This window comes from Humibacter ginsenosidimutans (genome assembly GCF_007859675.1).
GTDB classification, from domain to species: Bacteria; Actinomycetota; Actinomycetes; order Actinomycetales; family Microbacteriaceae; genus Humibacter; species Humibacter ginsenosidimutans.
Genome location: NZ_CP042305.1, coordinates 1,781,644 through 1,801,965, shown reverse-complemented (window position 1 = coordinate 1,801,965; position 20,322 = coordinate 1,781,644). Strand labels below are relative to the sequence as shown.

Sequence of the window (20,322 nt, the reverse complement as noted above, 5' to 3'; positions counted from 1 at the left end):
GCCGGTAAACGCGAGGTGAACGGAGGGCTACCGATCGAGGAGGTCAGCCGCGCGGGCTGTGCGTCTCGATCGCGATGATGCCCGATGCCGGGTTCGACTTCGACAGGTGCACGACGGAGTATTCGCCGACCTCGAGGGCCGCGGCATCCCTCATGTAGCTGCCCGCGGCGGTGCCGGTGGCGAGCGAGATCTCCCGTAGCACGTCGGGGATCACGGGCCCGTGGCTGCAGAGCACGGCCGTCTTGCGCGACCGAACGCGCTTGCCGACGAGTTCGCGGATGCCCTCCGTCGCCGTCCCCGTCTCCCACACGTCCTGCGAGAGCGCGTCCGTGCGCTTCGGGATGATGCCGTATGCCGCGGCGAGCGGTGCGACGGTGGCGGCGCAGCGCACCGCCGTGGAGGTGACGATGCGCTTGGGATGCCACGCCGCGATGGTGGCGACGTTGCTCGCGGCCTGGCTCACGCCGAGTCTCGTCAACGGGCGCAGGGCATCCTCGCCCTCCCAGCGCGATCGGGAGATCGCCTTCGCGTGCCGCAGCACGATGAGCGCGAAGGTGGAGGTCACTCCCTCGTCGAAGAGGGCCGCCCACTGGTCGATGATCTCCACGTCGCGCTCGTAGCTCAGGTATTTGCGCGCACGGCGCAGCGGCACCCACTCGATCGCGGCGATCTCGTCATTGGGCACGAATGTCGACGCGTGCACCGCGTCTTCCGTCACCTCGGCCGACCAGTAGTGCACGAACTTCTCGCGACCGCTGGAGATCACGTAGTTCGTGATGCCGAGCGGCACGCCGAGGGTGACCTTGAGCCCGGTCTCCTCGAGCACCTCGCGCTGGGCGGCCTGCGGCAGCGACTCGCCGGGGTCGACCTTGCCCTTCGGCAGCGTGACATCGGCGTACTTCGCCCTGTGCACGACCAGGATGTGCGCCATCCCGTCGAGGACACGCCAGCACACCGCCCCTCCGGCGTAGATGACGGTTTCCGTCACCGGCGGCTGCCCGTTCGCGGTCGGTGCGAGATCAACTGCATGAGCCTATTCTGCAGGTCGTCGAGCGGCTGTCCATCGTCGTCGAGGCTGTGCCTGGCCCAGCTGCCGTCGGATTCGAGCCACCACGACGACGTGCGATCGTCCATCGCGCGATCGAACAGGTCGGCCAGTTCGGCGATGTGCGAGGGCTCCGTGAGGCGCACGAGAGCTTCGACGCGACGGTCGAGATTGCGGTGCATCATGTCGGCGCTGCCGATGTACACCTGCGGGTCGCCGTCGTTCGCGAACGCGAAGATGCGCGAGTGCTCGAGGTAGCGACCGAGGATGGAGCGCACCCGGATGTTCGAGCTGTAGTCCTCCTGCCCGGCCTTGAGGCCGCAGATGCCGCGCACCCACACGTCGATGGGCACGCCTGCCCGGCTGGCGCGGTACAGCGCGTCGATGATCGCCTCGTCGACGATCGAGTTCACCTTGATGCGGATGCCGCTGGGCCGCCCCGCCTCTGCATTGACGCGTTCGTTGTCGATCGCCTTGATCAGCCCCTTGCGCAGGTGCAGCGGGGCGACGAGCAGCCGCTTGAACTTCTTCTCGATCGCGTAGCCCGACAGCTCGTTGAAGAGCCGGGTGAGGTCCTTGCCGACCTGGTCGTCGCAGGTGAGCAGGCCGAGATCCTCGTAGATGCGTGACGTCTTCGGGTTGTAGTTTCCGGTGCCGATGTGGCTGTAGTGCTTGAGCGCACCGTCTTCCTCGCGCACCACGAGCGCGAGCTTGCAGTGCGTCTTGAGCCCGACCAGGCCGTACACCACGTGCACGCCGGCCCGCTCGAGTTTGCGGGCCCAGTCGATGTTGGCCTGCTCGTCGAAGCGCGCCTTGATCTCCACGAGTGCGAGCACCTGTTTGCCGCGCTCCGCCGCGTCGATCAGCGCCTCGACGATCGGGCTGTCGCCGCTGGTGCGGTACAGCGTCTGCTTGATGGCCAGCACGTGCGGGTCACGGGCGGCCTGTTCGAGAAAGGCCTGAACGCTCGTCGCGAAGGATTCGTACGGATGGTGCACGAGGATGGGGCCGCGCGCGATGGAGGCGAAGACATCCGCCTTCGCATTCGGTTCCAGCGGCATGAGCTGCGCGGGGGTCGTCGGCACGTGGTTGGGGTAGTGCAGCTCGGGGCGTTCGATCCTCGACAGCTCGAACAGGCCGCCGAGATCGAGCGGCGCAGGCAGGCGGTAGACCTCCTGCTCGGTGATGTCGAGCTCGCGCACGAGCAGGCCGAGCGTGATCTCGTCCATGTCCTCGGAGACCTCGAGCCTGATCGGTGGCCCGAAGCGGCGGCGCAGCAGCTCGCGCTCAAGTGCCTGGATGAGGTTCTCGGTCTCGTCCTCGTCGATCTCGACGTCTTCGTTGCGCGTCACCCGGAACACGTGGTGCTCGAGCACCTCCATGCCGGGAAAGAGGTCGCCGAGATGATGGGCGATGAGGTCCTCGAGCATGATGAACCGCATCTGGCCCACCGACTCGCGCTGGTCGATGCGCACGAAGCGGGGGAGCATGGTCGGCACCTTGAGGCGCGCGAACTGCTCCTTGCCGCTCTTCGAGTTGCGCACCCGGATCGCGAGGTTCAGCGAGAGGCCGGAGATGTAGGGGAACGGATGCGCCGGGTCGACCGCGAGCGGCATCAGCACGGGGAAGATCTGCCGTGAGAACACCTCGCGCATCTGCACTCTGTCGGCCTCGTCGAGGCTGTCCCAGGTGGCGACCGTGATGCCTGCGTCGGCGAGGGCGGGGAGGACTCCGGCATGGTAGGCATCCGCGTGCCTGGTCTGCAGTCTGTGCGCCATGGCGTTGATGTCGCCGAGCACGTCGACAGGGGCGCGGCCGATGTTCGTCGGCACGGCGAGCCCGGTGAGGATGCGCCGCTTCAGTCCCGCGACGCGCACCATGAAGAACTCGTCGAGGTTGCTGGCGAAGATGGCGAGGAAGTTCGCGCGCTCCAGCACGGGAACGAGCGGGTCTTCTGCGAGTTCGAGCACGCGCTGGTTGAACGCCAACCAGCTCAGCTCGCGATCGAGATACCTGTCCGGCGGCAGGCTCGGATCGAGCTCCGGGTTCCACGGCTGATCGAAATCGTCGTCGAATTCGGGGCTCAGGCCGGTTCCGATGAGGGTGTCCTCGCCATCCATCCCCTCATCATGACACCGCTGGGAGAACGCGGGGTGAACGCGCACACGTCCCCGTCCCCGAGGGTGTCCCTTCCCGCTCCCGAAGGCGTTTCTTTCTGCGCACGAGAGTGCCCTTTTCTGCTCGCGGGCGCGGGGAAATCGATCGCCGAGCGTGCGAGTTCTACCGCGGTGACCGGCGCGGAAATCGCGGCTTTGCCGCTCACCGACTCAATCGGGCCGACTTCGTGAGCGAGCTCACGAGCCGACCCTCAATCGCCGATATCGCGGCTTTGCCGCTCACCGACTCAATCGGGCCGACTTCGTGAGCGAGCTCACGAGCCGACCCTCAATCGCCGATATCGCGGCTTTGCCGCTCACCGACTCAATCGGGCCGACTTCGTGAGCGAGCTCACGAGCCGACCCTCAATCGCCGATACTGCACGTCGACGGCGTCGTCGACGAAGCCGACGCTGCGGTAGAGCGCGAGCGCCGGCCGGTTGTCGCCCTCCACGTAGAGCGACGACGACGTGCGACCCCGCTCGCGCATGTGGCGCAGCCCGGCCGCCAGCAGCCTCCGACCGAGCCCTCGCCCTGAGGCGTCGGGTGCCACGCCGAGCACATACACCTCGGCGTCGTCGGAGTCGGGCTCGAGCTTCATCCAGTGAAAGCCGAGCATGAGTCCGGTGGCATCTCTGGCCACGAGAAAGTCGTGCGGGTCGAACCAGTCCTCGTCCATGCGCTCGCGCAGGTCATCGGCGGTCATGCCGCCCTGCTCGGGATGCGACGCGAAAGCCCGCGCGTTCAGCGCCAGCCAGTCGGCGGCATCCCGTTCGGCATCGAAGCTCTCGAACTGGATGCCGTCGGTCGCCGGGCCCGTCCCAACAGCTTCGCCGGCACCGGCGTCGTCGCCCGCGGGGAGTTCGTCGAGCCGCAGACGCAGCAACACGCGCACGCGGTCGAATCCGTGTGACGCGGCGAGCGCCCGCGCGGCCGGGTGATCGCCGTGCGACCAGGCGGAGGCATCCCGCTCCAGCACAGGCAGGAGCGAGCCCAGCATCGCCGAGCCGTACCCGTTGCCGCGCTTGGCGGGCAGCACGACGAGGTCGAGCTGGCCCGCGCCGGTCGCAGCGGCGGCGACCGGTACGCCGCCCGCCGTGCCGACGTGCCCGACCCGGCGCCCCGAGGCGAGGTCGAGCCGCGTCTGCTCGTTGAACGGGTCGACGCCGTCGTCGTCGCGCGCAGCGTCGGCCACGCCCAGCACATCGCTCAGACCATCGCCATCGACCGTGTCGACGCTCAGCCCGAAAGGCGTCGCGCCGTCACTCATCGTCGTCGACGGTGTTGAAGCGGTAGCCCACGTTGCGCACCGTGCCGATGAGCGAGTCGGAGTCGCCGAGCTTGGCACGCAGGCGCCTGACGTGCACGTCGACCGTGCGGGTTCCGCCGAAATAGTCGTAGCCCCACACCTCGCTGAGCAGCTGTTCGCGGGTGAACACCCTCGCGGGGTGCTGGGCGAGGAATCTCAGCAGCTCGAACTCCTTGAACGTGAGGTCGAGCGGGCGACCGTGCACCTTGGCCGAGTAACTCGCCTCGTCGATGGTCACGCCCGATGCGCTGATCTTCTGCTGCGTCGGGTCATCCTCGCGCCGCTCGAGCGCGAGCCGGATGCGGGCATCCGTCTCCGCCGGTCCCGCGCCGGCGAGCACGACGTCGGCCACGTGCCACTGCACTGTGACGACAGGCAGCCCGCCCTCCGTGAGCACGAGCAGCACGGGAACGCTGCCGCCTGTGGACGAGAGGATGCCGCACATCGCCTTGGCTCCCGCCAGATCGCGTCGGCCGTCGACGATGATCAGGTCGCTCACCGGAGCCTTCGCCAGGGCAGCAGCGTCGGACGGTATCTGCCGCACCCTGTGCGACAGCAGCGCGAGCGACGGAAGCACGTCGGACTCGGGCGTCGGCGTCAGCACCAAGAGTTCGGCCACGCGACCTCCCGCCAGTTGAGTACCTCCAACTTTATTAGGTCGTGCGGGCGAGTCCGTTCCCGGGGGACAATGGGCGGGTGACCGCCGAGCCGCAAGAGCCACTCACACCGACCATGAGGTGGGTTTCGATCACCGCCGTCTGGATCGCCACGGCCGTCGCCGCGGTGCTCATCGGCGTCTTCGCGACCCAGTCCGCCTATCTCGGCTGGCTCGGCGTCGCCATGGCGGCGAGCGTGCTCGTGGCGATGTGCGTGCAGCTGGCTACGCAGGAGCGGCGCGGTTTCGTCGTGCGGATGGGCGCCACGCTCTCGGGATCGTTCGTGATCCTCGCCGTCGCCACCCTCGTGCTCTACCTGATCTACACGTGAGCAGCCCCGCCCGCGCCGGTGCGCACCGCGACGACGCGGCACGTCGATAGACTGGATGCCATGGAACTCACCCTCGAACTCGTGTTCGTCGGCTTGCTTTCGCTCGCCGTGCTCGCCATCGCCGGCGTTTCGGTTCTGGTCGTCTACAACCTCTTCCGGGGCCAGCGCTGATCACGCTGCCCGAGGGGCTCCCCGCCGAGCTCGTGCCGCTGTCCTGGCTCATCGGAGTCTGGGAGGGCACGGGTGTGCTCGACTACACGGTCGGCGACGACCACGTGCAGCGCGAGTTCGGGCAGCGCGTCAGCTTCGAGAGCGACGGCGTGCCCGTGCTGAGCTATCGCTCGTCGACCTGGCTGCTCGACGAGCAGCAGACCCCGCTGGCCGACGAGATCGGATACTGGCGGCTCAGCCGTACTCTGCTTCCCGAAGACCAGGGTCCCGGGCTGCTTCCCGGCGCCGACGTGCGCCCGTTCTCCACGGCGCAGTCCGTCGAGGCGCTGCGCACCGCGGCCGGCGGCTTCGACATCGAGGTGCAGATCCTCCACCCCGACGGCATCTCGGAGCTCTACCTCGGTCAGGTCAAAGGGCCCCGCATCGACCTCGCGACCGATGCCGTGCTCCGCACCGCCGGCGCCAAGGAGTACTCGGCGGCCACCCGGCTGTACGGGCTCGTCGAGTCGCACCTTCTCTGGGCGTGGGACATCGCGGCGTTCGGCGAGGAGCTCCGCACCCACGCGTCGGCCCGTCTCGCGCGGCTCGACCTCTCGGCGACGAATGCCGCGGAGAACCGGGTCGTCGGCGACAGCGCTGACGACGGCGCCGAGGGCGACACAGCGAACACCGCGACGGACGAGGCGTGAGCCGCATGGCCGAGACCGATCCGATCCTTCCCGCTTCTCCGTTCCTCGCGCTGCCTGGCGCGGTCGCGACCGCTGAGACCGATCCCGACGCGGGTGTGCCGGCGCACTACGGCTCTCCGCTGACCGAGCAGCGCGACCTCGAGCGAGGCGCTGCCGTTGTCGACCTCTCCACTCGCGGAGTGGTCGGCGTCACCGGCGGCGACCGGCTCAGCTGGCTGGACTCGATGTCGAGCCAGTCGCTGCGCGGTCTGCGGCCGGGGGAGTCCGCGGAGGCGCTTCTGCTCGACCCGCACGGCCACGTCGAACACGCGCTGCACGTGCTCGACGACGGCGAGACCACCTGGCTCCTCCTCGAGCGCACAGACGCCGCAGCCGTGCTCGACTTTCTGCAGAAGATGCGGTTCATGCTTCGGGTGGAGCCCGCGGATCGCACCGCAGATTTCGCCACCGTCGGATCCTTCGGGGTTCCGGATGCCGTGGCATCCCTTCGCGCCACCTCCGAAGAAGTTCCGCTGAGCTGGGGCGACCCGTGGCCGACGCTCGTGACCGGCGGCCACCAATATGCGCGGCCGGCCGACGGGCATCCCGGGGCCGACTATCGCTGGGTCGAGACGCTGGTGCCGCGTGAGGCGCTCGGTGCGCTCGCCGCAGAGGTGACGGCGGGCACGATCGGCGCCGCCGGAACGCTGGCCGCCGAGGCGCTGCGCATCGCAGCCTGGCGTCCGCGCTTCGCCGCAGACGTCGACGAGCGCACGATCCCGCACGAGCTGGACTGGCTGCGCACGGCCGTGCATCTCAACAAGGGCTGCTATCGCGGGCAGGAGACGGTGGCGAAGGTGCACAACCTCGGGCATCCGCCGCGCCGCATGGTCTTCCTGCATCTCGACGGCTCGCAGAACGTCGCCGTGCGGCAGGGAGACGACGTGCTCGCCGGCGACGCGGTCGTCGGACACGTCACCTCGGCGGGCGTGCACCACGAGCTCGGGCCGATCGCACTCGCCGTGGTGAAGCGCACGACGGATGCCTCGACCGACCTCGTCGTGCGGGTCGACGACGACCTCGTGGCCGCCGCGCAGGAGCAGATCGTGCCCACCGACGCGGGCGCAGAGGCCAACGTGCCCCGCATTCCGCGCTTGGGCGCGGTTTCGAGAGACAACGCCGTCACGCGGGAGCCACGCAGTTCCACGGCACGCTGAGCTCGCCGAGCCGCCACCTGCTTCGACCGTCCCTCACCGGCCACCCGGAATCGCGCATGCTCTCGACGACGGCGATCCAGCGCTGCACCGGGCCGTAGGCCGCCAGCTGGGCGGCGTGAGCCCATGACCGCTCGAGGTCGGCGAGAAAGGCGTGCACTCGCTCGCCAGGCACGTTGCGGTGGATGAGCGCCTTCGGCAACCGTTCCGCCACGATCGACGGATGCTCCAGCCCCGCCAGCCGCAGCGAGATCGTGAACGAGACGGGCACCGCAGCACTCCCGTCGGATGCCCTCTCGGCGGTGAGTGCGACCCAGCTCGCCACCCGGCCGATCTCGTCGCAGGTGCCTTCCACGAGCATCCCGCCGACCTGCAGCCGGGAGCACATGCGGCTCCACGCGTCGGCGACCTCACCCTCGTCGTACTGACGAAGCACGTTGAACGCGCGGATCACGGCGGCCTTCTCGCCGCCCGCGATCGGCACCTCGAAGCCGCCGCGGGCGAAGCTCACGCGTGCGTCGGGGGCGAACGGCGTCTCCCCGGCGCGCACCTGCTCCAGCTGAGCGGATGCCCGGGCCACCCGCTCCGGGTCGATCTCGAGCCCCAGCACGCGCACGTCGCGCCGCACCCGGCGCAGTCGCCGCTCGAGCTCGAACGCCGTGACTCCGCTCGCTCCGTATCCGAGGTCGACCACGAGCGGATCGGAGGCCCTGCGCAGCACGGGCTGCACGGCGATCCAACGGTCGACGCGACGCAGCCGGTTGGTGTTGGTCGTTCCGCGGGTGATGGTGCCGACGGGACGCTTCGTCGCCCGCTCGTCCGTGCCGCCCGCCATCAGTCCAGTATCGCGGGCGTCAGCCTGCGGTCGCGTGGCGGCCCTCCGATGCAGCGCTTCGCGGGCCCGGAGGTGCGAATCGTGGCCGGGATTCATCGATAACCTGGAGGCATGCCTGCTCCCTACACCCTGATCCTGCTGCGCCACGGCGAGAGCGAGTGGAACAAGAAGAACCTCTTCACCGGCTGGGTCGACGTGCGACTCAGCGAGAAGGGCCGCACCGAGGCCGCGCGCGCCGGCGAGCTGCTGGCGGCCGGCGGCATCCTGCCCGACGTGCTGCACACCTCGGTGCTGTCGCGCGCCATCCAGACCGCGAACCTCGCGCTCGACACCGCCGACCGGCTGTGGATCCCGGTGCGCCGCTCGTGGCGTCTCAACGAGCGTCACTACGGGGCGCTGCAGGGTCTCGACAAGGCGGAGACCAAGGAGAAGTACGGTGACGAGCAGTTCATGCTCTGGCGCCGTTCGTTCGATGTGCCGCCGCCCGTGCTGGCCGACGACGCCGAGTATTCGCAGGTGGGCGACCCGCGCTACGCCGACCTCACCGACGCCGAGCTGCCCCGCACAGAGTGCCTGAAAGACGTCATCGCCCGCATACTGCCGTACTGGCAGTCGGACATCATCCCCGACCTCGCGGCCGGAAAGACGGTGCTCGTCACGGCGCACGGCAATTCGCTGCGCGCCCTGGTCAAGCACCTCGACGGCATCAGCGACGACGACATCGCCGAGCTGAACATCCCGACCGGCATTCCGCTCGTCTACCGGCTCGACGAGAGCTTCGCCCCGCTCGGCCCCGGCGAGTACCTCGACCCCGAGGCCGCCGCCGCCGGCGCCGCCGCGGTCGCCGCGCAGGGCGCAGCGAAGTAGCACCCTTCACGAACCAGTGCCCGTTCCGGACGTGTGCGGCCGTCAGGCCGGGCACATCCGTCCGGAACGGGCACTCGTCGTGTCGACGGGACCGCTGACAGGACGGTGTCAGCGCGCGAGCGCCGACACCCCCGTGAGGCTGCGGCCGATCAGGAGCGCCTGGATGCTCTCCGTGCCCTCGTAGGTGTGGATCGCCTCGATGTCGGCCATGTGCGTGATCACGCGGTTCTGAACGAGGATGCCGTTGCCTCCGAGCAGGTCGCGCGCGTTCGCCGCCACCTGACGTGCGGTGCGCGTGCAGTGGTATTTCGCGAGTGACGCCTGGGTGGGGCCGAGCGCGCCCGCGGCATCCAGCTCTGCCACGCGAAGGCAATAGAGCTGCATCGAAGTGAGCTGGGAGAGCATTTCGGTGAGACGCTCCTGCACGATCTGGAACGAGGCGAGCGGCTTGCCGAACTGGATGCGCTGCTTCGAGTAGCTGAGGGCCGCTTCGAACACGGCGGTCGCGTGCCCCAATGCAGACCAGGCGACGGCGGCACGGGTGGCGTGCAGCACGGTCGAGGTGTCGCGGAAGGTGCGGGTTCCAGGCAGCACGGCGTCGGCAGGGACGAGGCAGTTCTCCAGGCGGATGTGCGCCTGGTGGATCGCGCGCAGTGACGCCTTGCCGGTGATCGTCTCGGCGTTGTAGCCGGGGGTGTTCTGCTCGACGAGGAATCCGCGCACGTTCCCCTCATCGTCGCGCGCCCACACCACCGTCACATCGCCGACGGAGCCGTTGCCGATCCACTTCTTCTCGCCGTTGAGCACCCAGCCGTCGGCCGTGCGGTGAGCGGTCGTCTCGAGTGACGTCGAGTCGCTTCCGTGGTCCGGCTCGGTGAGCGCGAAGGCGCCGAGCTTCTCGGCTCGTGCCAGCGGCGCGAGCCACGCCGCCTTCTGCTCGTCGCTGCCGTGCAGCGCGATGCTGCGCAGCGCGAGGCCGCCCTGTACGGCGATGACGGTGCCCATGGAGCCGTCGCCGCGTGAGATCTCCATGTTCACGAGGCCGGCCGCCAGCGGAGACATCGGTGTGAGTCCGTCGCCCGCGACTCCGTCGGTCAGCAGGTCGAGCTCACCGAGCCGGCGCACCAGGTGGAGCGGGTACTCCGCCTTGTCCCAGGCGTCGGCGAGCTCGTCGCCCGACTCGAGGGAGAACTGTCGGGCTCGGTCCCAGAACGCGCGGTCGGCGGCGGGGATGCCTGCGAAGACCTCGTAGTAATCGGTGTCGAGCGGTGTCGTGACGTCGTAGTCGGGCATGGGCCAATTCTGCCGTCTGACTGCTGGGCGTTCGCCCGAGCGACCGCAGAGCCGTCGGGATCGCCTGCCTAGTCCTCCGGCACCCAGTCGCCGGTGACGAGGTACTGCACCTTCTTGGCGATGGAGACCGCGTGGTCGGCGAATCGCTCGTGGTAGCGGGAGGCGAGCGTGGCATCCACCGTGTCGACGGCCTGGCCCTTCCACGTCTCGCCGAGCACCTTGTCGAACACGCTGATGTGCAGCTCGTCGATCTCGTCGTCCTGGTTGCGGATCTCGTCGGCCACGCGCGGTTCCTGAGTGCGCAGCAGCTCGACGAGGCGCTCGGCGATCAGCACGTCGAGACGTCCCATCTCGGCGAACGTGCCACGGAGGCTCTTCGGAACGACCTTGTCGGGGAAGCGGTAACGGGCCAGCTGCGCGATGTGCTCGGCCATGTCGCCCATGCGCTCCAGAGATGCGCTGATGCGCAGCGCGCTCACGACGATGCGCAGGTCTCGCGCGACGGGGTTCTGCCTTGCGAGGATCTGGATCGACAGTTCGTCGAGCACGACGGTGAGCGCGTCGATCTTCTGGTCGTTCTGGATCACGGTCTCGGCCAGCGACACGTCGGACTCGTTGAAAGCCCGGGTGGCGTTGCGGATGGATTCCGCGACGAGCTCGGCGATCTCGACGAGGCGGTCCTGCACCTCGCGCATCTCGTGCTGGAATACGTCACGCATTGTCGACTCGCCCTCCCGGCGGCACGCTCGATGACCGGGCTGTCCGGTCCGCGTGCCATGTTTACCGTGCCAGGTTAACGGGCGGTGTCGAGCACTCGAACATTCCGCGAAGGGCATGCTTCCGGCACCGCTCTCGGCGATGGTCCGCAGGACCGCACCGGTAGCCTGGCGCTATGGACTCCACCTGGTTGGTGCTGCTGTCTCTGGCACTCGGCCTCGTGGTCGGGGCCGGATTCGTCTGGCTGCTCTTCTCGGCGACCTCGCGCAGCCATCGGGCCACGGAGATCGTCAATCCGAGCGTGCCCGACGGCGTCGATCAGGTGCTCGAGGCGCTTTCGACCGCCGGCATCGTCGTCGACCCCAGCAACAACGTCGTGCGGGCATCGCCCGGTGCGTACTCGCTCGGCCTGGTGTGGAACGCCGCACTGAGCCAGCCGCGGCTCGTGGAGCTGGTCGACCAGGTGCGCCACACGGGCGACCCGGTCGACGAAGAGCTCGAGCTGGCCCGCAGTGCACTGGGGGATGCCACCATCCAGCTGAGCGTGCGCGTCGCGCGCCTGGGCTCCCGCTACATCCTGCTGCTCGCCGACGACCGCACGGAGGCGGTGCGCCTCGAGCAGATGCGTCGCGACTTCGTCGCGAACATCAGCCACGAGCTGAAGACGCCGATCGGAGCGATCACGGTGCTCGCCGAGGCGCTGGAGAGCGCCGCGGACGATCCTGACCAGGTGCGGCACTTCTCGGCCCGGCTGACGAGCGAGGCGGCGAGGCTCGCGCGACTCACCCAGGACATCATCGATCTCTCGCGACTGCAGGCCGCCGAGATCGTTCCGCACGCCGAGCGCGTCTCGATCGACCACGTCGTGGCGTCTGCGGTCGACGAGAACCGGGTGCTCGCCGAGTCGCGCAACATCGAGCTGGCGACGGGGCGGCATTCGCACGCCGTGGTCTTCGGCGACGAGAGCCTGTTGACCACGGCCGTGCACAACCTCATCTCGAACGCGGTGCGGTATTCGCCGGACAAGTCCCGCGTCGGCATCGGCACGCGTCTGCACGATGGCGTCGTCGAGATCACGGTCACCGACCAGGGGCCGGGAATCCCCGCCGACGACCTCGAGCGCGTGTTCGAGCGGTTCTACCGTGTCGACCAGGCGCGGTCGCGTGCCACGGGCGGCACCGGACTCGGGCTGGCCATCGTGAAGCACGCGGTGCAGAACCACGGGGGCGAGGTGCGTGCCTGGTCCAAGCCGGGCAGCGGCTCGACCTTCACGATCCGGCTGCCGGAGGCCGAGCACATCACCACGCCGCCGCTCACGCCTGCGGCCGTTGCACAAGCACAAGGAGAACGAACGACATGACCCGCATCCTTCTGGTCGAAGACGAGGAAGCGCTGAGCGAGCCGCTCGCATTCCTGCTGCGCCGCGAGGGCTACGAGGTGGCCGTGGCGGATACCGGCCCCGGGGCGCTCGCCGAGTTCGACAGGGACGGAGCCGACCTGGTGCTGCTCGACCTCATGCTGCCGGGGATGCCGGGCACCGAGGTCTGCAAGCAGCTCCGGTCTCGTTCCGCCGTGCCGATCATCATGCTCACCGCGAAGGACTCCGAGGTGGACATCGTCGTCGGGCTGGAGCTGGGCGCCGACGACTACGTGACCAAGCCGTACTCGACGAGGGAGCTGTTGGCCCGCATCCGTGCCGTGCTGCGACGCCGCACCGACGAGGGACTCTTCGACGATGGCATCCTCGAAGCGGGGACCGTGCGCATGGACGTGGACAGGCACACCGTGTCGGTGTCGGGCATCGAGACGCCCATGCCGCTGAAGGAATTCGAGCTGCTGGAGCTCTTGCTGCGCAACGCGGGGCGCGTTCTCACCAGAGGACAGCTCATCGACCGGGTGTGGGGGAGCGACTACTTCGGCGACACCAAGACACTCGATGTGCACATCAAGCGCATCAGATCGCGCATCGAGCCGAACCCATCCGAGCCGAGGATGCTCGTGACGGTGCGTGGTCTCGGCTACCGCTTCGAGGCCAGCTGAGGCGAGACCAAGGCTTCACGCGCAGACGAGGCGAGGGATCCGGCTCTGGTGCATCGAATGCAGCGAACCGGCCGAGCGCGGGTGAACGGGCTTACGGAGCCGGGGTCGCGGTGCCCGTCGACGTGTCGCCGGGGGTCTCGACCGGAGCCGGCGTGAGCTGCGGCTTCGGCGCGTAGTCCTCGAATCCGGGGAACGTCGAGGAGAGCACGGGCACCCGCAGCTTCGTGCCCGTCACACCCGCGTAGGTGAAGTAGAGGTCGATGAGCGAGCCGGGCTTGGAGCCCAGGCCGATGAACTCGACACGGTCGGAGTCGGACGCGCCGATCTTCTTCACGCCGTTCGCCGGAACCGCGACCGAGCGCGTCTTCGAGCCGAGCTGAACCGAGAGGTAGTGCGCCTTGTCGTCGTTGTTGACGAACGTCGCGACGAGGTTGCCCGCCGCTCCCTTGCTGGTGGCGATCACCACGGCATCGCGGATGTCGATCTTGCCGACGGTGCCGTTGACGCCGTCAGCGGCTTCCTTGATGTGCACAGTGTCTTGCGTGGTGATCAACGTACACCCGGTCATGCCGACGGCGAGACCGAGAGCAAGAACAATGGATGCCGTGACGCGCGCCTTCACTGAGGTCCTCCAAGTCGCACCGGGCCGGCCGGATCGGCCTGTTACGAACACCGCGGAATGCTCCTTGAGCCTAGCGCATGCGGGAGCGTGCTCAGGGTGCGCGGCAGAGGGTAGCACGAAGGTGCTGTGGTATCCTAGACGCTGCTGAAGGGACTGCTATCTATGCTTTTCGAGGTCGGCGAGACTGTCGTTTACCCCCACCACGGTGCCGCAACTATCACCGAGGTGAAGAAAAGAATCATCAAGGGCGAAGAGAAGGTCTACCTCAAGCTCAACGTCACTCAGGGTGACCTCACCATCGAGGTTCCCGCCGACAACGTCGACCTCGTCGGTGTGCGTGACGTGATCGGCAAAGAGGGCCTCGACAAGGTCTTCGAGGTTCTTCGTGCCGAGTTCACCGAAGAGCCGACCAACTGGTCCCGCCGCTACAAGGCCAACCTCGAGAAGCTCGCCTCCGGCGACGTCATCAAGGTCTCCGAGGTCGTGCGCGACCTGTGGCGTCGCGACCAGGACCGCGGACTCTCCGCCGGTGAGAAGCGCATGCTGGCCAAGGCCCGTCAGATCCTCATCTCCGAGCTGGCACTCGCCGAGAAGACCGACGAAGAGCAGGCATCCAGCGTGCTCGACGAGGTTCTCGCCTCCTAGGGTGTCTGCCGCGGAGGCCCCTGCTGCGGCTCTCGTGGCGGCTACTGTCGAGACGTGAGCATTCCGCAGCGTTCGCGCGTCGCCGTGGTCGTCGTCGCCGCAGGCTCCGGAACCCGCTTGGGCGCCGGGATGCCGAAGGCGTTCGTGCCCGTCTCCGGCGCGACCCTCCTCGAGCACGCCGTCGCCTCGATCCGGCGCATGGAGCACGAGGCGCAGGTCATCGCCGTCGTGCCCGCCGATCGGGTGGACGAGTCACGGGCCCTGCTGCGGTCCGTCGCGCAGGCGACGGTGGTCCCTGGCGGCGCGAGTCGTCAGGCATCCGTCGCTGCCGGCCTTGAGACGCTGGGCGATGACGTGCAGACCGTGCTCGTGCACGACGCTGCGCGCGCGTTCACACCGACGGCGCTCTTCGACGCGGTGGTCGCCGCGGTCGAATCGAGCGGCGAGGGCGCCGTCCCCGGGCTTCCCGTGAGCGACACCGTGAAGCGGACGGATGCCGCCAGCCGCATCACCGACACCGTCGATCGTTCCGAGCTGGTCGCCGTCCAGACTCCGCAGGGGTTTCCGCGGGCACACCTCGTCGAGGCCTATGCGCTCGCGACCGAAGAGGTCACGGACGACGCCGCACTCGTGGCCGCGGCCGGGCATCCAGTGCGCATCGTGAGAGGGGACGCGTTGGCGTTCAAGGTGACGACGCCCGCCGATCTCGTCAGGGCGGAGCAGCTTCTCGCGGCGTCGAGCCTCACTCCGTCGGCGGCGACGGTCGCTGTTCCGCGCATCGGGCTGGGAACCGACACCCACGCGTTCGCGGCCGACGGCGAGCTGTGGCTCGCCGGACTGCGCTGGCCGGGTGAGGCGGCCCTGGCGGGCCACAGCGACGGGGATGCCGTCGCACACGCCATGGTCGACGCCCTGCTCTCCGCCGCCGGACTCGGCGACATCGGAACGGCATTCGGCACCGACGATCCGCGTTTCGCGGGAGCCCACGGCGAGGTGTTCCTCAGCGCGACCGGGGAACTGCTGGCGGCAGCGGGTTTCCGCATCGGCAATGTGAGCGTTCAGCTCATCGGCAACCGGCCGAGGTTCTCGGGTCGGCGGGCAGAGGCAGAGCAGATGCTGAGCGGCATCCTCGGCGCACCGGTGTCGATCTCCGCGACCACGACCGATGGCCTCGGATTCACCGGCCGTGGTGAGGGCATCACGGCCATCGCCACGGCGCTCCTGCTTCCGGCGGACTGAGGGCGATGGCGTCCCCTCGCCGCGGATCCACGCCGGGCAGGTCCGGCGCGAGACCGACCGTCACGATGGGGCGCGCGCCCACCTGCTCCCTTTAGGCTTGACGGGTGGGAATCCGCCTTTACGACACGCGCGCCGCGGCATTGCGCGACTTCACCCCGCTGGTCGACGGCCGAGTCGGAATCTACGTCTGCGGTCCCACCGTGCAGTCCTCCCCACACATCGGGCATCTGCGCTCAGCTCTCGTCTACGACCAGATCCGTCGTTGGCTCAACTACCGCGGGCTCGACGTGACGCTGGTGCGCAACGTGACGGACATCGACGACAAGGTGCTGATCAACGCGGCAGCGGCGCAGGCGTCGGGAAGCCATGAGCAGTGGTGGGCGCTGGCGTATCGCTATGAGCGCGAGTTCACCGACTCGTATGCCGCGCTCGGCATCCAACCGCCGACCTACGAGCCGAGGGCGACAGGCAGCATCCCGCAGATGCAGGAGCTCATCACCCGGCTCATTGACGCCGGTCATGCCTACGCGGCCGACGACGGCTCCGGCGACGTGTACTTCGACGTGCGCAGCTGGCCGAGCTACGGCGAACTCACCAAGCAGAGCATCGACGCGATGGAGGCGGCGGCGGATGCCGACCCGCGCGCCAAGCGCGACTCTCGCGACTTCGCGCTGTGGAAGGGCCGCAAAGCCGACGAGCCGGCCTCCGCCGTATGGGAGAGCCCGTGGGGACAGGGACGGCCCGGCTGGCACATCGAGTGCTCCGCCATGTCGTCGCGGTATCTCGGCACGGCGTTCGACATCCATGGCGGCGGGCTCGACCTGCGCTTTCCGCACCACGAGAACGAGCTCGCGCAGTCGACGGCGGCCGGTGACGCGTTCGCGACCTACTGGGTGCACAACGGGCTCGTCAACGTCTCTGGTCAGAAGATGTCGAAGTCGCTCGGCAACTCGATCTATGCGGCCGATCTGCTCGGCGCAGCACGTCCGCTCGTCGTGCGTTACTACCTGGGGTCGGCCCATTACCGCTCCACCATCGACTTCACCGAGAGCTCGCTCGCCGAGGCCGAAGCGGCCCTCGAACGCATCGCGGGGTTCCTCGACCGCGTTGATCGGCGACTGGCGGGCACCCGCTTCGCCTCCAGCGGTGTGGAGCGCATTCCGGATGCCTTCGCCGCCGCCATGGACGACGACTTCGGCGTGCCGCAGGCACTCGCCGTGCTGCACGACACCGTGCGGGCGGGCAACCAGGCGCTCGACGGAGAAGACCTGGGGGCTGCTGCGGCGGCCAGGGGCGAGGTCGAGGCCATGACAGAGGTGCTCGGCATCAACCCGCTCTCCCCTCAGTGGCAGGCGAGGCAGGATGCCCCGGCCCGCGCCGCCCTCGACGCGCTGTTGCGCCGACTGCTCGACGACAGGCAGGCTGCCCGTCAGGCGCGCGACTTCGCCGCGGCAGACCGCATCCGCACCGAGCTCGCCGACGCGGGCATCACGATCGAAGACACCCCGACGGGTGCGCATTGGAGTATCGATGGCGAATAAGCCGCGCGCGGGAGCCGTGCGCAAGACGAAGAAGGGGCCCACGAAGGGCTCGGGCGGACAGGGCCGCAAGGCGCTGGAGGGCAAGGGCCCGACGCCGAAGGCCGAGGAGCGCGAATACCACCCGGCGGCCAAGCGCAAGGCGTTGGCCGAGCGCTCGGCGGCGAAGGCCGCCGGTCGAGGCGGCCAGCGCTCGAACACCGCAGGCGGGTCGGCGAGTCGTCGTGCCACGCCCGACGACGCGGAGATCGTCACCGGTCGCAACTCGGTGCTCGAGGCGCTGCGCGCGCGCATCCCGGCCACGACCCTCTACATCGCGGCCCGCATCGAGGTGGACGACCGCGTCAAGGAGATCCTCAACCTCGCCACCAGGCGCGGCGTGCCTGTGCTCGAGGTCATGCGGCCGGAGCTCGACCGCCTTTCCGGCCGTGACGCCGTGCACCAGGGCGTCGCGCTGAAGGTGCCGCCGTACGAGTACGCGCACGTCGACGATGTGCTCGACGAGGTGCTCGGCAAGGGACAGACGCCGCTCTTCATCGCGCTCGACGGGGTGACCGATCCCCGCAATCTCGGGGCGATCATCCGCTCGACCGCTGCATTCGGCGGGCAGACCGTCATCGTGCCGCAGCGCCGATCGGTCGGGATGACCGCGGCAGCATGGAAGACGTCGGCCGGCGCCGCCGCGCGCACACCCGTCTCCATGGCGTCGAACCTCACGCAGACCCTCCAGGGCCTGCAGAAGCGTGGCCTGTTCGTGCTCGGTCTCGACGGTGGCGGCGACGTGTCGCTGCACTCGCTCGAGCTCGCCGACCGCGGAGTCGTCATCGTGGTGGGCAGCGAGGGCAAGGGGCTCTCACGGCTCGTCAGTGAGACGTGCGATGCCATCGTGTCGATTCCGATCAGTGCGGCCACCGAGTCGCTCAACGCCGGGATAGCCGCCAGCGTCACCCTTTACGAGATCGCGAAGCGTCGCGCAGAGGGCGGCCGCTGACAGCAGCCGACATGGACGAGCGACGGCGCCTTCTCGAACGGCTCTTCTCCCGTGAGGGTGCCGAGGAGGAGCCGCGCGACTATGTCGACCCCGACACCGGTGCCGCCCTGCGTATGACGCCCAGTCAGTGGGCCCTCGCGCAATACGACCGGGCCCATGCGGACGACGGTGCAGCCGGGGCCGTGGCAGCGGGGTCCTCACCCGCGGAGTCTCGGACGATCGGCGAATTCGGCGACGGTCCTTCGGATCGTCTGCCGGACCGCGCGACCGCAGGCGTCGACGGCACGGCGAACGCCGACTTCGAGGATGCCGACGCCGATCCGTCTCGGCAGCACGCCTCGCGCCGCCGCCACCTCGTCGTCACCGCGACCGCTGCGGCGGTGGCGTTCGTGCTCGGCGCACTCCTGACGGCCGGCATCACAGGGGCCGTGGGTGGCACGTCATCGTCGGCATCCCGGTCGACGAGCTCCGAGGTCACTGCCGGAAGCGGCGGCGCGCTCGCGAATCTCGGCCCCACCCGTGCGCCCGCCGCGGGAGCGAGTATGCAGACCGCGGAGAGCATCAAACACTACTTCAGCAGCTACGACGCCTCGCTCGATCTGCCGGACGAGATCACGACGGGGTTCGTCCCCGGCTCGTTCCATCTTCTCGACGGAACTCCCTCGCCGAACGGGAGCACCGCGATCTATGCCGCACAGCGCGGAGACGGCGAGTACTGCCTGGTCGCCGTGAGCAGTATGGCCCGCGTCGCGGAGACGTGCGGCAATGTCGCGGACATCGCGCGGCACGGGCTCTCACTCACGAAAGACGGGACGGACGGGGCCGGCCGACTGCTCACGGTCACCGCGATCTGGCAGCGTGACGGCTCGCTCGTCGTGGACAGCGCACCATCGATCGGCTAGGCCGTGTTACCGAACTCATGGTGGGCCGCGGTGCACTCGGCAGGGCCGCTCGCCTCGTCATCCTCGTCGGCCTCACCACCACTGAGGCTCTCCTCCTCTTCCTTGCGATCGACCGCACCGTGCACATCCTCGCCCGACCCTGAGTTCGGCAACACGACCTAGACGGGATCGTCGTGCGGTGGGGAACGTAGCCTGGAGCACGACGGCTCGCGACGCAGCGGGGGTGGTGCGATGGACGAGCGACAGCGGCTGATCGAGCACCTCTACTCGCGCGAAGGCGCCGAGGAAGAGCTGCGCGAGTACCGGCATCCGGCCACCGGCGAGAGCGTGTGGATGACACCGGGCCAGTGGGCATTGGCCGAGTACGACCGCGAGCATTCCGATGCAGCGGGGAACGGCGTCGCCGCGCCGGAGGACGCCGCCCATGACGCCGGCATCGGGACTGGGGACATCGACGACACACCGGCATCCTCGGCAGAGGCCGAGGATGCCGCGTCACCGTCGCCGGGGACCGGTTCGCGTCGTGCGCGTCGCAGGAAGGCAGTGCCGTATCTGGCCGCAGCCGGCGGCCTCGTGCTCGGGGCGCTCGTCGTGCTCGGTGCGCAGGGGGTGGTCGGAACCGTGTGGGGACCTGACGGGACCGGCGGGGCAGCGTCATCGGGAACGGCGGATGCCGCCGGCCCGACGACGGGGCCGGGGAACGGAGACGAGGCGGACACCCTGGAGGCGGTCACCCGGTACTTCGCCAGCGCGCCGCGCATCGACGACCTCTCGGCCGATGTCACGCGCGGCTTCGACGCCACCTCGTTCCACCTGGTGGCGGGGAGCGTCATGATGGAGGAGAGCAGCGCGATCTATGCCGCTCGTCGCCTCGACGGCGAGTACTGTCTGGTCGCCGTCACGGATCAGGGCAGAGCGGCCGAGACCTGCGCGACCATGGACGACCTCGCACGCCGGGGTCTCACGCTCACCAAAGACGCCGTGCGCGACCTCGACGGGCGTCCGTTGGCCATCACGGTGATCTGGCAGACCGACGGCACGATCAGCTGGGAGGCCATGCCATCGGCGGGCTGAGGAGCGGAG

Annotated in this window: 20 protein-coding genes; 12 read left to right on the top strand and 8 right to left on the bottom strand. The window is 69.0% G+C overall.

From position 1 onward, the window contains the following. Nucleotides 1-43: 43 nt before the first annotated feature. The 4 genes from FPZ11_RS08500 to FPZ11_RS08485 form a co-directional block, all read right to left on the bottom strand. Nucleotides 44-988 carry an NUDIX hydrolase gene (locus tag FPZ11_RS08500; RefSeq protein ID WP_146320020.1) on the bottom strand — a complete coding sequence of 315 codons (945 nt, stop codon included), beginning with the start codon at nucleotides 986-988 and terminating at the stop codon, nucleotides 44-46. Further along, a complete protein-coding gene (locus tag FPZ11_RS08495) occupies nucleotides 985-3,165 on the bottom strand; it encodes an RNA degradosome polyphosphate kinase (RefSeq protein WP_146320018.1) in 2,181 nt (726 codons plus the stop codon). The genes FPZ11_RS08500 and FPZ11_RS08495 overlap by 4 nt, the downstream gene beginning before the upstream one ends. 388 nt (nucleotides 3,166-3,553) lie before the next feature. Further along, nucleotides 3,554-4,471, bottom strand: coding sequence for a mycothiol synthase (gene mshD, locus FPZ11_RS08490; RefSeq protein ID WP_146320016.1), 918 nt, complete (start codon nucleotides 4,469-4,471; stop codon nucleotides 3,554-3,556). Then, the gene (locus FPZ11_RS08485) at nucleotides 4,464-5,129 is read right to left on the bottom strand and encodes a winged helix-turn-helix transcriptional regulator (protein ID WP_146320014.1); all 666 of its coding nucleotides are present in this window, start codon (nucleotides 5,127-5,129) and stop codon (nucleotides 4,464-4,466) included. Before FPZ11_RS08485 ends, mshD begins: the two co-directional genes overlap by 8 nt. A gap of 113 nt (nucleotides 5,130-5,242) precedes the next feature. Between FPZ11_RS08485 and FPZ11_RS08480 the strand changes: the two genes are divergently transcribed. The 3 genes from FPZ11_RS08480 (at nucleotide 5,243) to ygfZ (ending at nucleotide 7,553) form a co-directional block, all read left to right on the top strand. After that, complete coding sequence (locus FPZ11_RS08480) at nucleotides 5,243-5,497, top strand: hypothetical protein (RefSeq protein WP_168203770.1); 255 nt, start codon at nucleotides 5,243-5,245, stop codon at nucleotides 5,495-5,497. A 167-nt stretch (nucleotides 5,498-5,664) separates the two neighbouring features. Then, nucleotides 5,665-6,357, top strand: coding sequence for a heme-binding beta-barrel domain-containing protein (locus FPZ11_RS08475; RefSeq protein WP_146320010.1), 693 nt, complete (start codon nucleotides 5,665-5,667; stop codon nucleotides 6,355-6,357). A gap of 5 nt (nucleotides 6,358-6,362) precedes the next feature. Next, nucleotides 6,363-7,553, top strand: coding sequence for a CAF17-like 4Fe-4S cluster assembly/insertion protein YgfZ (gene ygfZ / locus FPZ11_RS08470; protein ID WP_146320008.1), 1,191 nt, complete (start codon nucleotides 6,363-6,365; stop codon nucleotides 7,551-7,553). Here ygfZ and FPZ11_RS08465 read toward each other — a convergent pair. Then, complete coding sequence (locus tag FPZ11_RS08465; protein WP_146320006.1) at nucleotides 7,519-8,385, bottom strand: class I SAM-dependent methyltransferase; 867 nt, start codon at nucleotides 8,383-8,385, stop codon at nucleotides 7,519-7,521. The genes ygfZ and FPZ11_RS08465 overlap by 35 nt on opposite strands. Nucleotides 8,386-8,496: 111 nt before the next feature. Between FPZ11_RS08465 and FPZ11_RS08460 the strand changes: the two genes are divergently transcribed. After that, a complete protein-coding gene (locus FPZ11_RS08460) occupies nucleotides 8,497-9,252 on the top strand; it encodes a phosphoglyceromutase (RefSeq protein WP_146320004.1) in 756 nt (251 codons plus the stop codon). A 108-nt stretch (nucleotides 9,253-9,360) separates the two neighbouring features. Here FPZ11_RS08460 and FPZ11_RS08455 read toward each other — a convergent pair whose 3' ends face one another. Both FPZ11_RS08455 and phoU read right to left on the bottom strand, forming a co-directional pair. Further along, the gene (locus tag FPZ11_RS08455; protein WP_146320003.1) at nucleotides 9,361-10,545 is read right to left on the bottom strand and encodes an acyl-CoA dehydrogenase family protein; all 1,185 of its coding nucleotides are present in this window, start codon (nucleotides 10,543-10,545) and stop codon (nucleotides 9,361-9,363) included. A 68-nt stretch (nucleotides 10,546-10,613) separates the two neighbouring features. Beyond that, nucleotides 10,614-11,264, bottom strand: coding sequence for a phosphate signaling complex protein PhoU (gene phoU / locus FPZ11_RS08450; protein WP_146320001.1), 651 nt, complete (start codon nucleotides 11,262-11,264; stop codon nucleotides 10,614-10,616). A gap of 173 nt (nucleotides 11,265-11,437) precedes the next feature. Here phoU and FPZ11_RS08445 point away from each other — a divergent pair, with 173 nt between their 5' ends. Further along, nucleotides 11,438-12,622, top strand: a complete 1,185-nt coding sequence (locus FPZ11_RS08445) for a sensor histidine kinase (RefSeq protein ID WP_146319999.1) — start codon at nucleotides 11,438-11,440, stop codon at nucleotides 12,620-12,622. Beyond that, nucleotides 12,619-13,302, top strand: a complete 684-nt coding sequence (locus tag FPZ11_RS08440) for a response regulator (RefSeq protein ID WP_146319997.1) — start codon at nucleotides 12,619-12,621, stop codon at nucleotides 13,300-13,302. Before FPZ11_RS08445 ends, FPZ11_RS08440 begins: the two co-directional genes overlap by 4 nt. A gap of 91 nt (nucleotides 13,303-13,393) precedes the next feature. On the opposite strand, the gene FPZ11_RS08435 is transcribed toward FPZ11_RS08440, so the two are convergent. Beyond that, entirely contained in the window at nucleotides 13,394-13,924 is a 531-nt protein-coding gene (locus tag FPZ11_RS08435) for a DNA modification methylase (RefSeq protein ID WP_146319995.1), read from the bottom strand. Between the two features lie 162 nt (nucleotides 13,925-14,086). Between FPZ11_RS08435 and FPZ11_RS08430 the strand changes: the two genes are divergently transcribed. The 6 genes from FPZ11_RS08430 (at nucleotide 14,087) to FPZ11_RS08405 (ending at nucleotide 20,313) form a co-directional block, all read left to right on the top strand. After that, nucleotides 14,087-14,569, top strand: coding sequence for a CarD family transcriptional regulator (locus FPZ11_RS08430; protein ID WP_146319993.1), 483 nt, complete (start codon nucleotides 14,087-14,089; stop codon nucleotides 14,567-14,569). Between the two features lie 54 nt (nucleotides 14,570-14,623). After that, the gene (gene ispD / locus FPZ11_RS08425; RefSeq protein ID WP_210415989.1) at nucleotides 14,624-15,808 is read left to right on the top strand and encodes a 2-C-methyl-D-erythritol 4-phosphate cytidylyltransferase; all 1,185 of its coding nucleotides are present in this window, start codon (nucleotides 14,624-14,626) and stop codon (nucleotides 15,806-15,808) included. Nucleotides 15,809-15,912: 104 nt separating this feature from the next. After that, complete coding sequence (gene cysS, locus FPZ11_RS08420) at nucleotides 15,913-17,349, top strand: cysteine--tRNA ligase (RefSeq protein WP_146319991.1); 1,437 nt, start codon at nucleotides 15,913-15,915, stop codon at nucleotides 17,347-17,349. After that, nucleotides 17,339-18,337, top strand: coding sequence for a 23S rRNA (guanosine(2251)-2'-O)-methyltransferase RlmB (rlmB, locus tag FPZ11_RS08415; RefSeq protein WP_146319989.1), 999 nt, complete (start codon nucleotides 17,339-17,341; stop codon nucleotides 18,335-18,337). The genes cysS and rlmB overlap by 11 nt, the downstream gene beginning before the upstream one ends. Before the next feature lie 11 nt (nucleotides 18,338-18,348). After that, nucleotides 18,349-19,239, top strand: a complete 891-nt coding sequence (locus tag FPZ11_RS08410) for a hypothetical protein (protein ID WP_146319987.1) — start codon at nucleotides 18,349-18,351, stop codon at nucleotides 19,237-19,239. 231 nt (nucleotides 19,240-19,470) lie between these two features. Further along, nucleotides 19,471-20,313 carry a hypothetical protein gene (locus tag FPZ11_RS08405; protein WP_146319985.1) on the top strand — a complete coding sequence of 281 codons (843 nt, stop codon included), beginning with the start codon at nucleotides 19,471-19,473 and terminating at the stop codon, nucleotides 20,311-20,313. Nucleotides 20,314-20,322: the final 9 nt, after the last annotated feature.

Coding starts and splice junctions, on each gene's coding strand:
- FPZ11_RS08405 (WP_146319985.1), top strand. CDS start 19,471: ATGGACGAGCGACAGCGGCTGATCGAGCACCTCTACTCGCGCGAAGGC.
- FPZ11_RS08455 (WP_146320003.1), bottom strand. CDS start 10,545: ATGCCCGACTACGACGTCACGACACCGCTCGACACCGATTACTACGAG.
- FPZ11_RS08440 (WP_146319997.1), top strand. CDS start 12,619: ATGACCCGCATCCTTCTGGTCGAAGACGAGGAAGCGCTGAGCGAGCCG.
- FPZ11_RS08430 (WP_146319993.1), top strand. CDS start 14,087: ATGCTTTTCGAGGTCGGCGAGACTGTCGTTTACCCCCACCACGGTGCC.
- rlmB (WP_146319989.1), top strand. CDS start 17,339: ATGGCGAATAAGCCGCGCGCGGGAGCCGTGCGCAAGACGAAGAAGGGG.
- FPZ11_RS08465 (WP_146320006.1), bottom strand. CDS start 8,385: ATGGCGGGCGGCACGGACGAGCGGGCGACGAAGCGTCCCGTCGGCACC.
- FPZ11_RS08410 (WP_146319987.1), top strand. CDS start 18,349: ATGGACGAGCGACGGCGCCTTCTCGAACGGCTCTTCTCCCGTGAGGGT.
- mshD (WP_146320016.1), bottom strand. CDS start 4,471: ATGAGTGACGGCGCGACGCCTTTCGGGCTGAGCGTCGACACGGTCGAT.
- ygfZ (WP_146320008.1), top strand. CDS start 6,363: ATGGCCGAGACCGATCCGATCCTTCCCGCTTCTCCGTTCCTCGCGCTG.
- FPZ11_RS08460 (WP_146320004.1), top strand. CDS start 8,497: ATGCCTGCTCCCTACACCCTGATCCTGCTGCGCCACGGCGAGAGCGAG.
- phoU (WP_146320001.1), bottom strand. CDS start 11,264: ATGCGTGACGTATTCCAGCACGAGATGCGCGAGGTGCAGGACCGCCTC.
- FPZ11_RS08445 (WP_146319999.1), top strand. CDS start 11,438: ATGGACTCCACCTGGTTGGTGCTGCTGTCTCTGGCACTCGGCCTCGTG.
- FPZ11_RS08480 (WP_168203770.1), top strand. CDS start 5,243: ATGAGGTGGGTTTCGATCACCGCCGTCTGGATCGCCACGGCCGTCGCC.
- FPZ11_RS08495 (WP_146320018.1), bottom strand. CDS start 3,165: ATGGATGGCGAGGACACCCTCATCGGAACCGGCCTGAGCCCCGAATTC.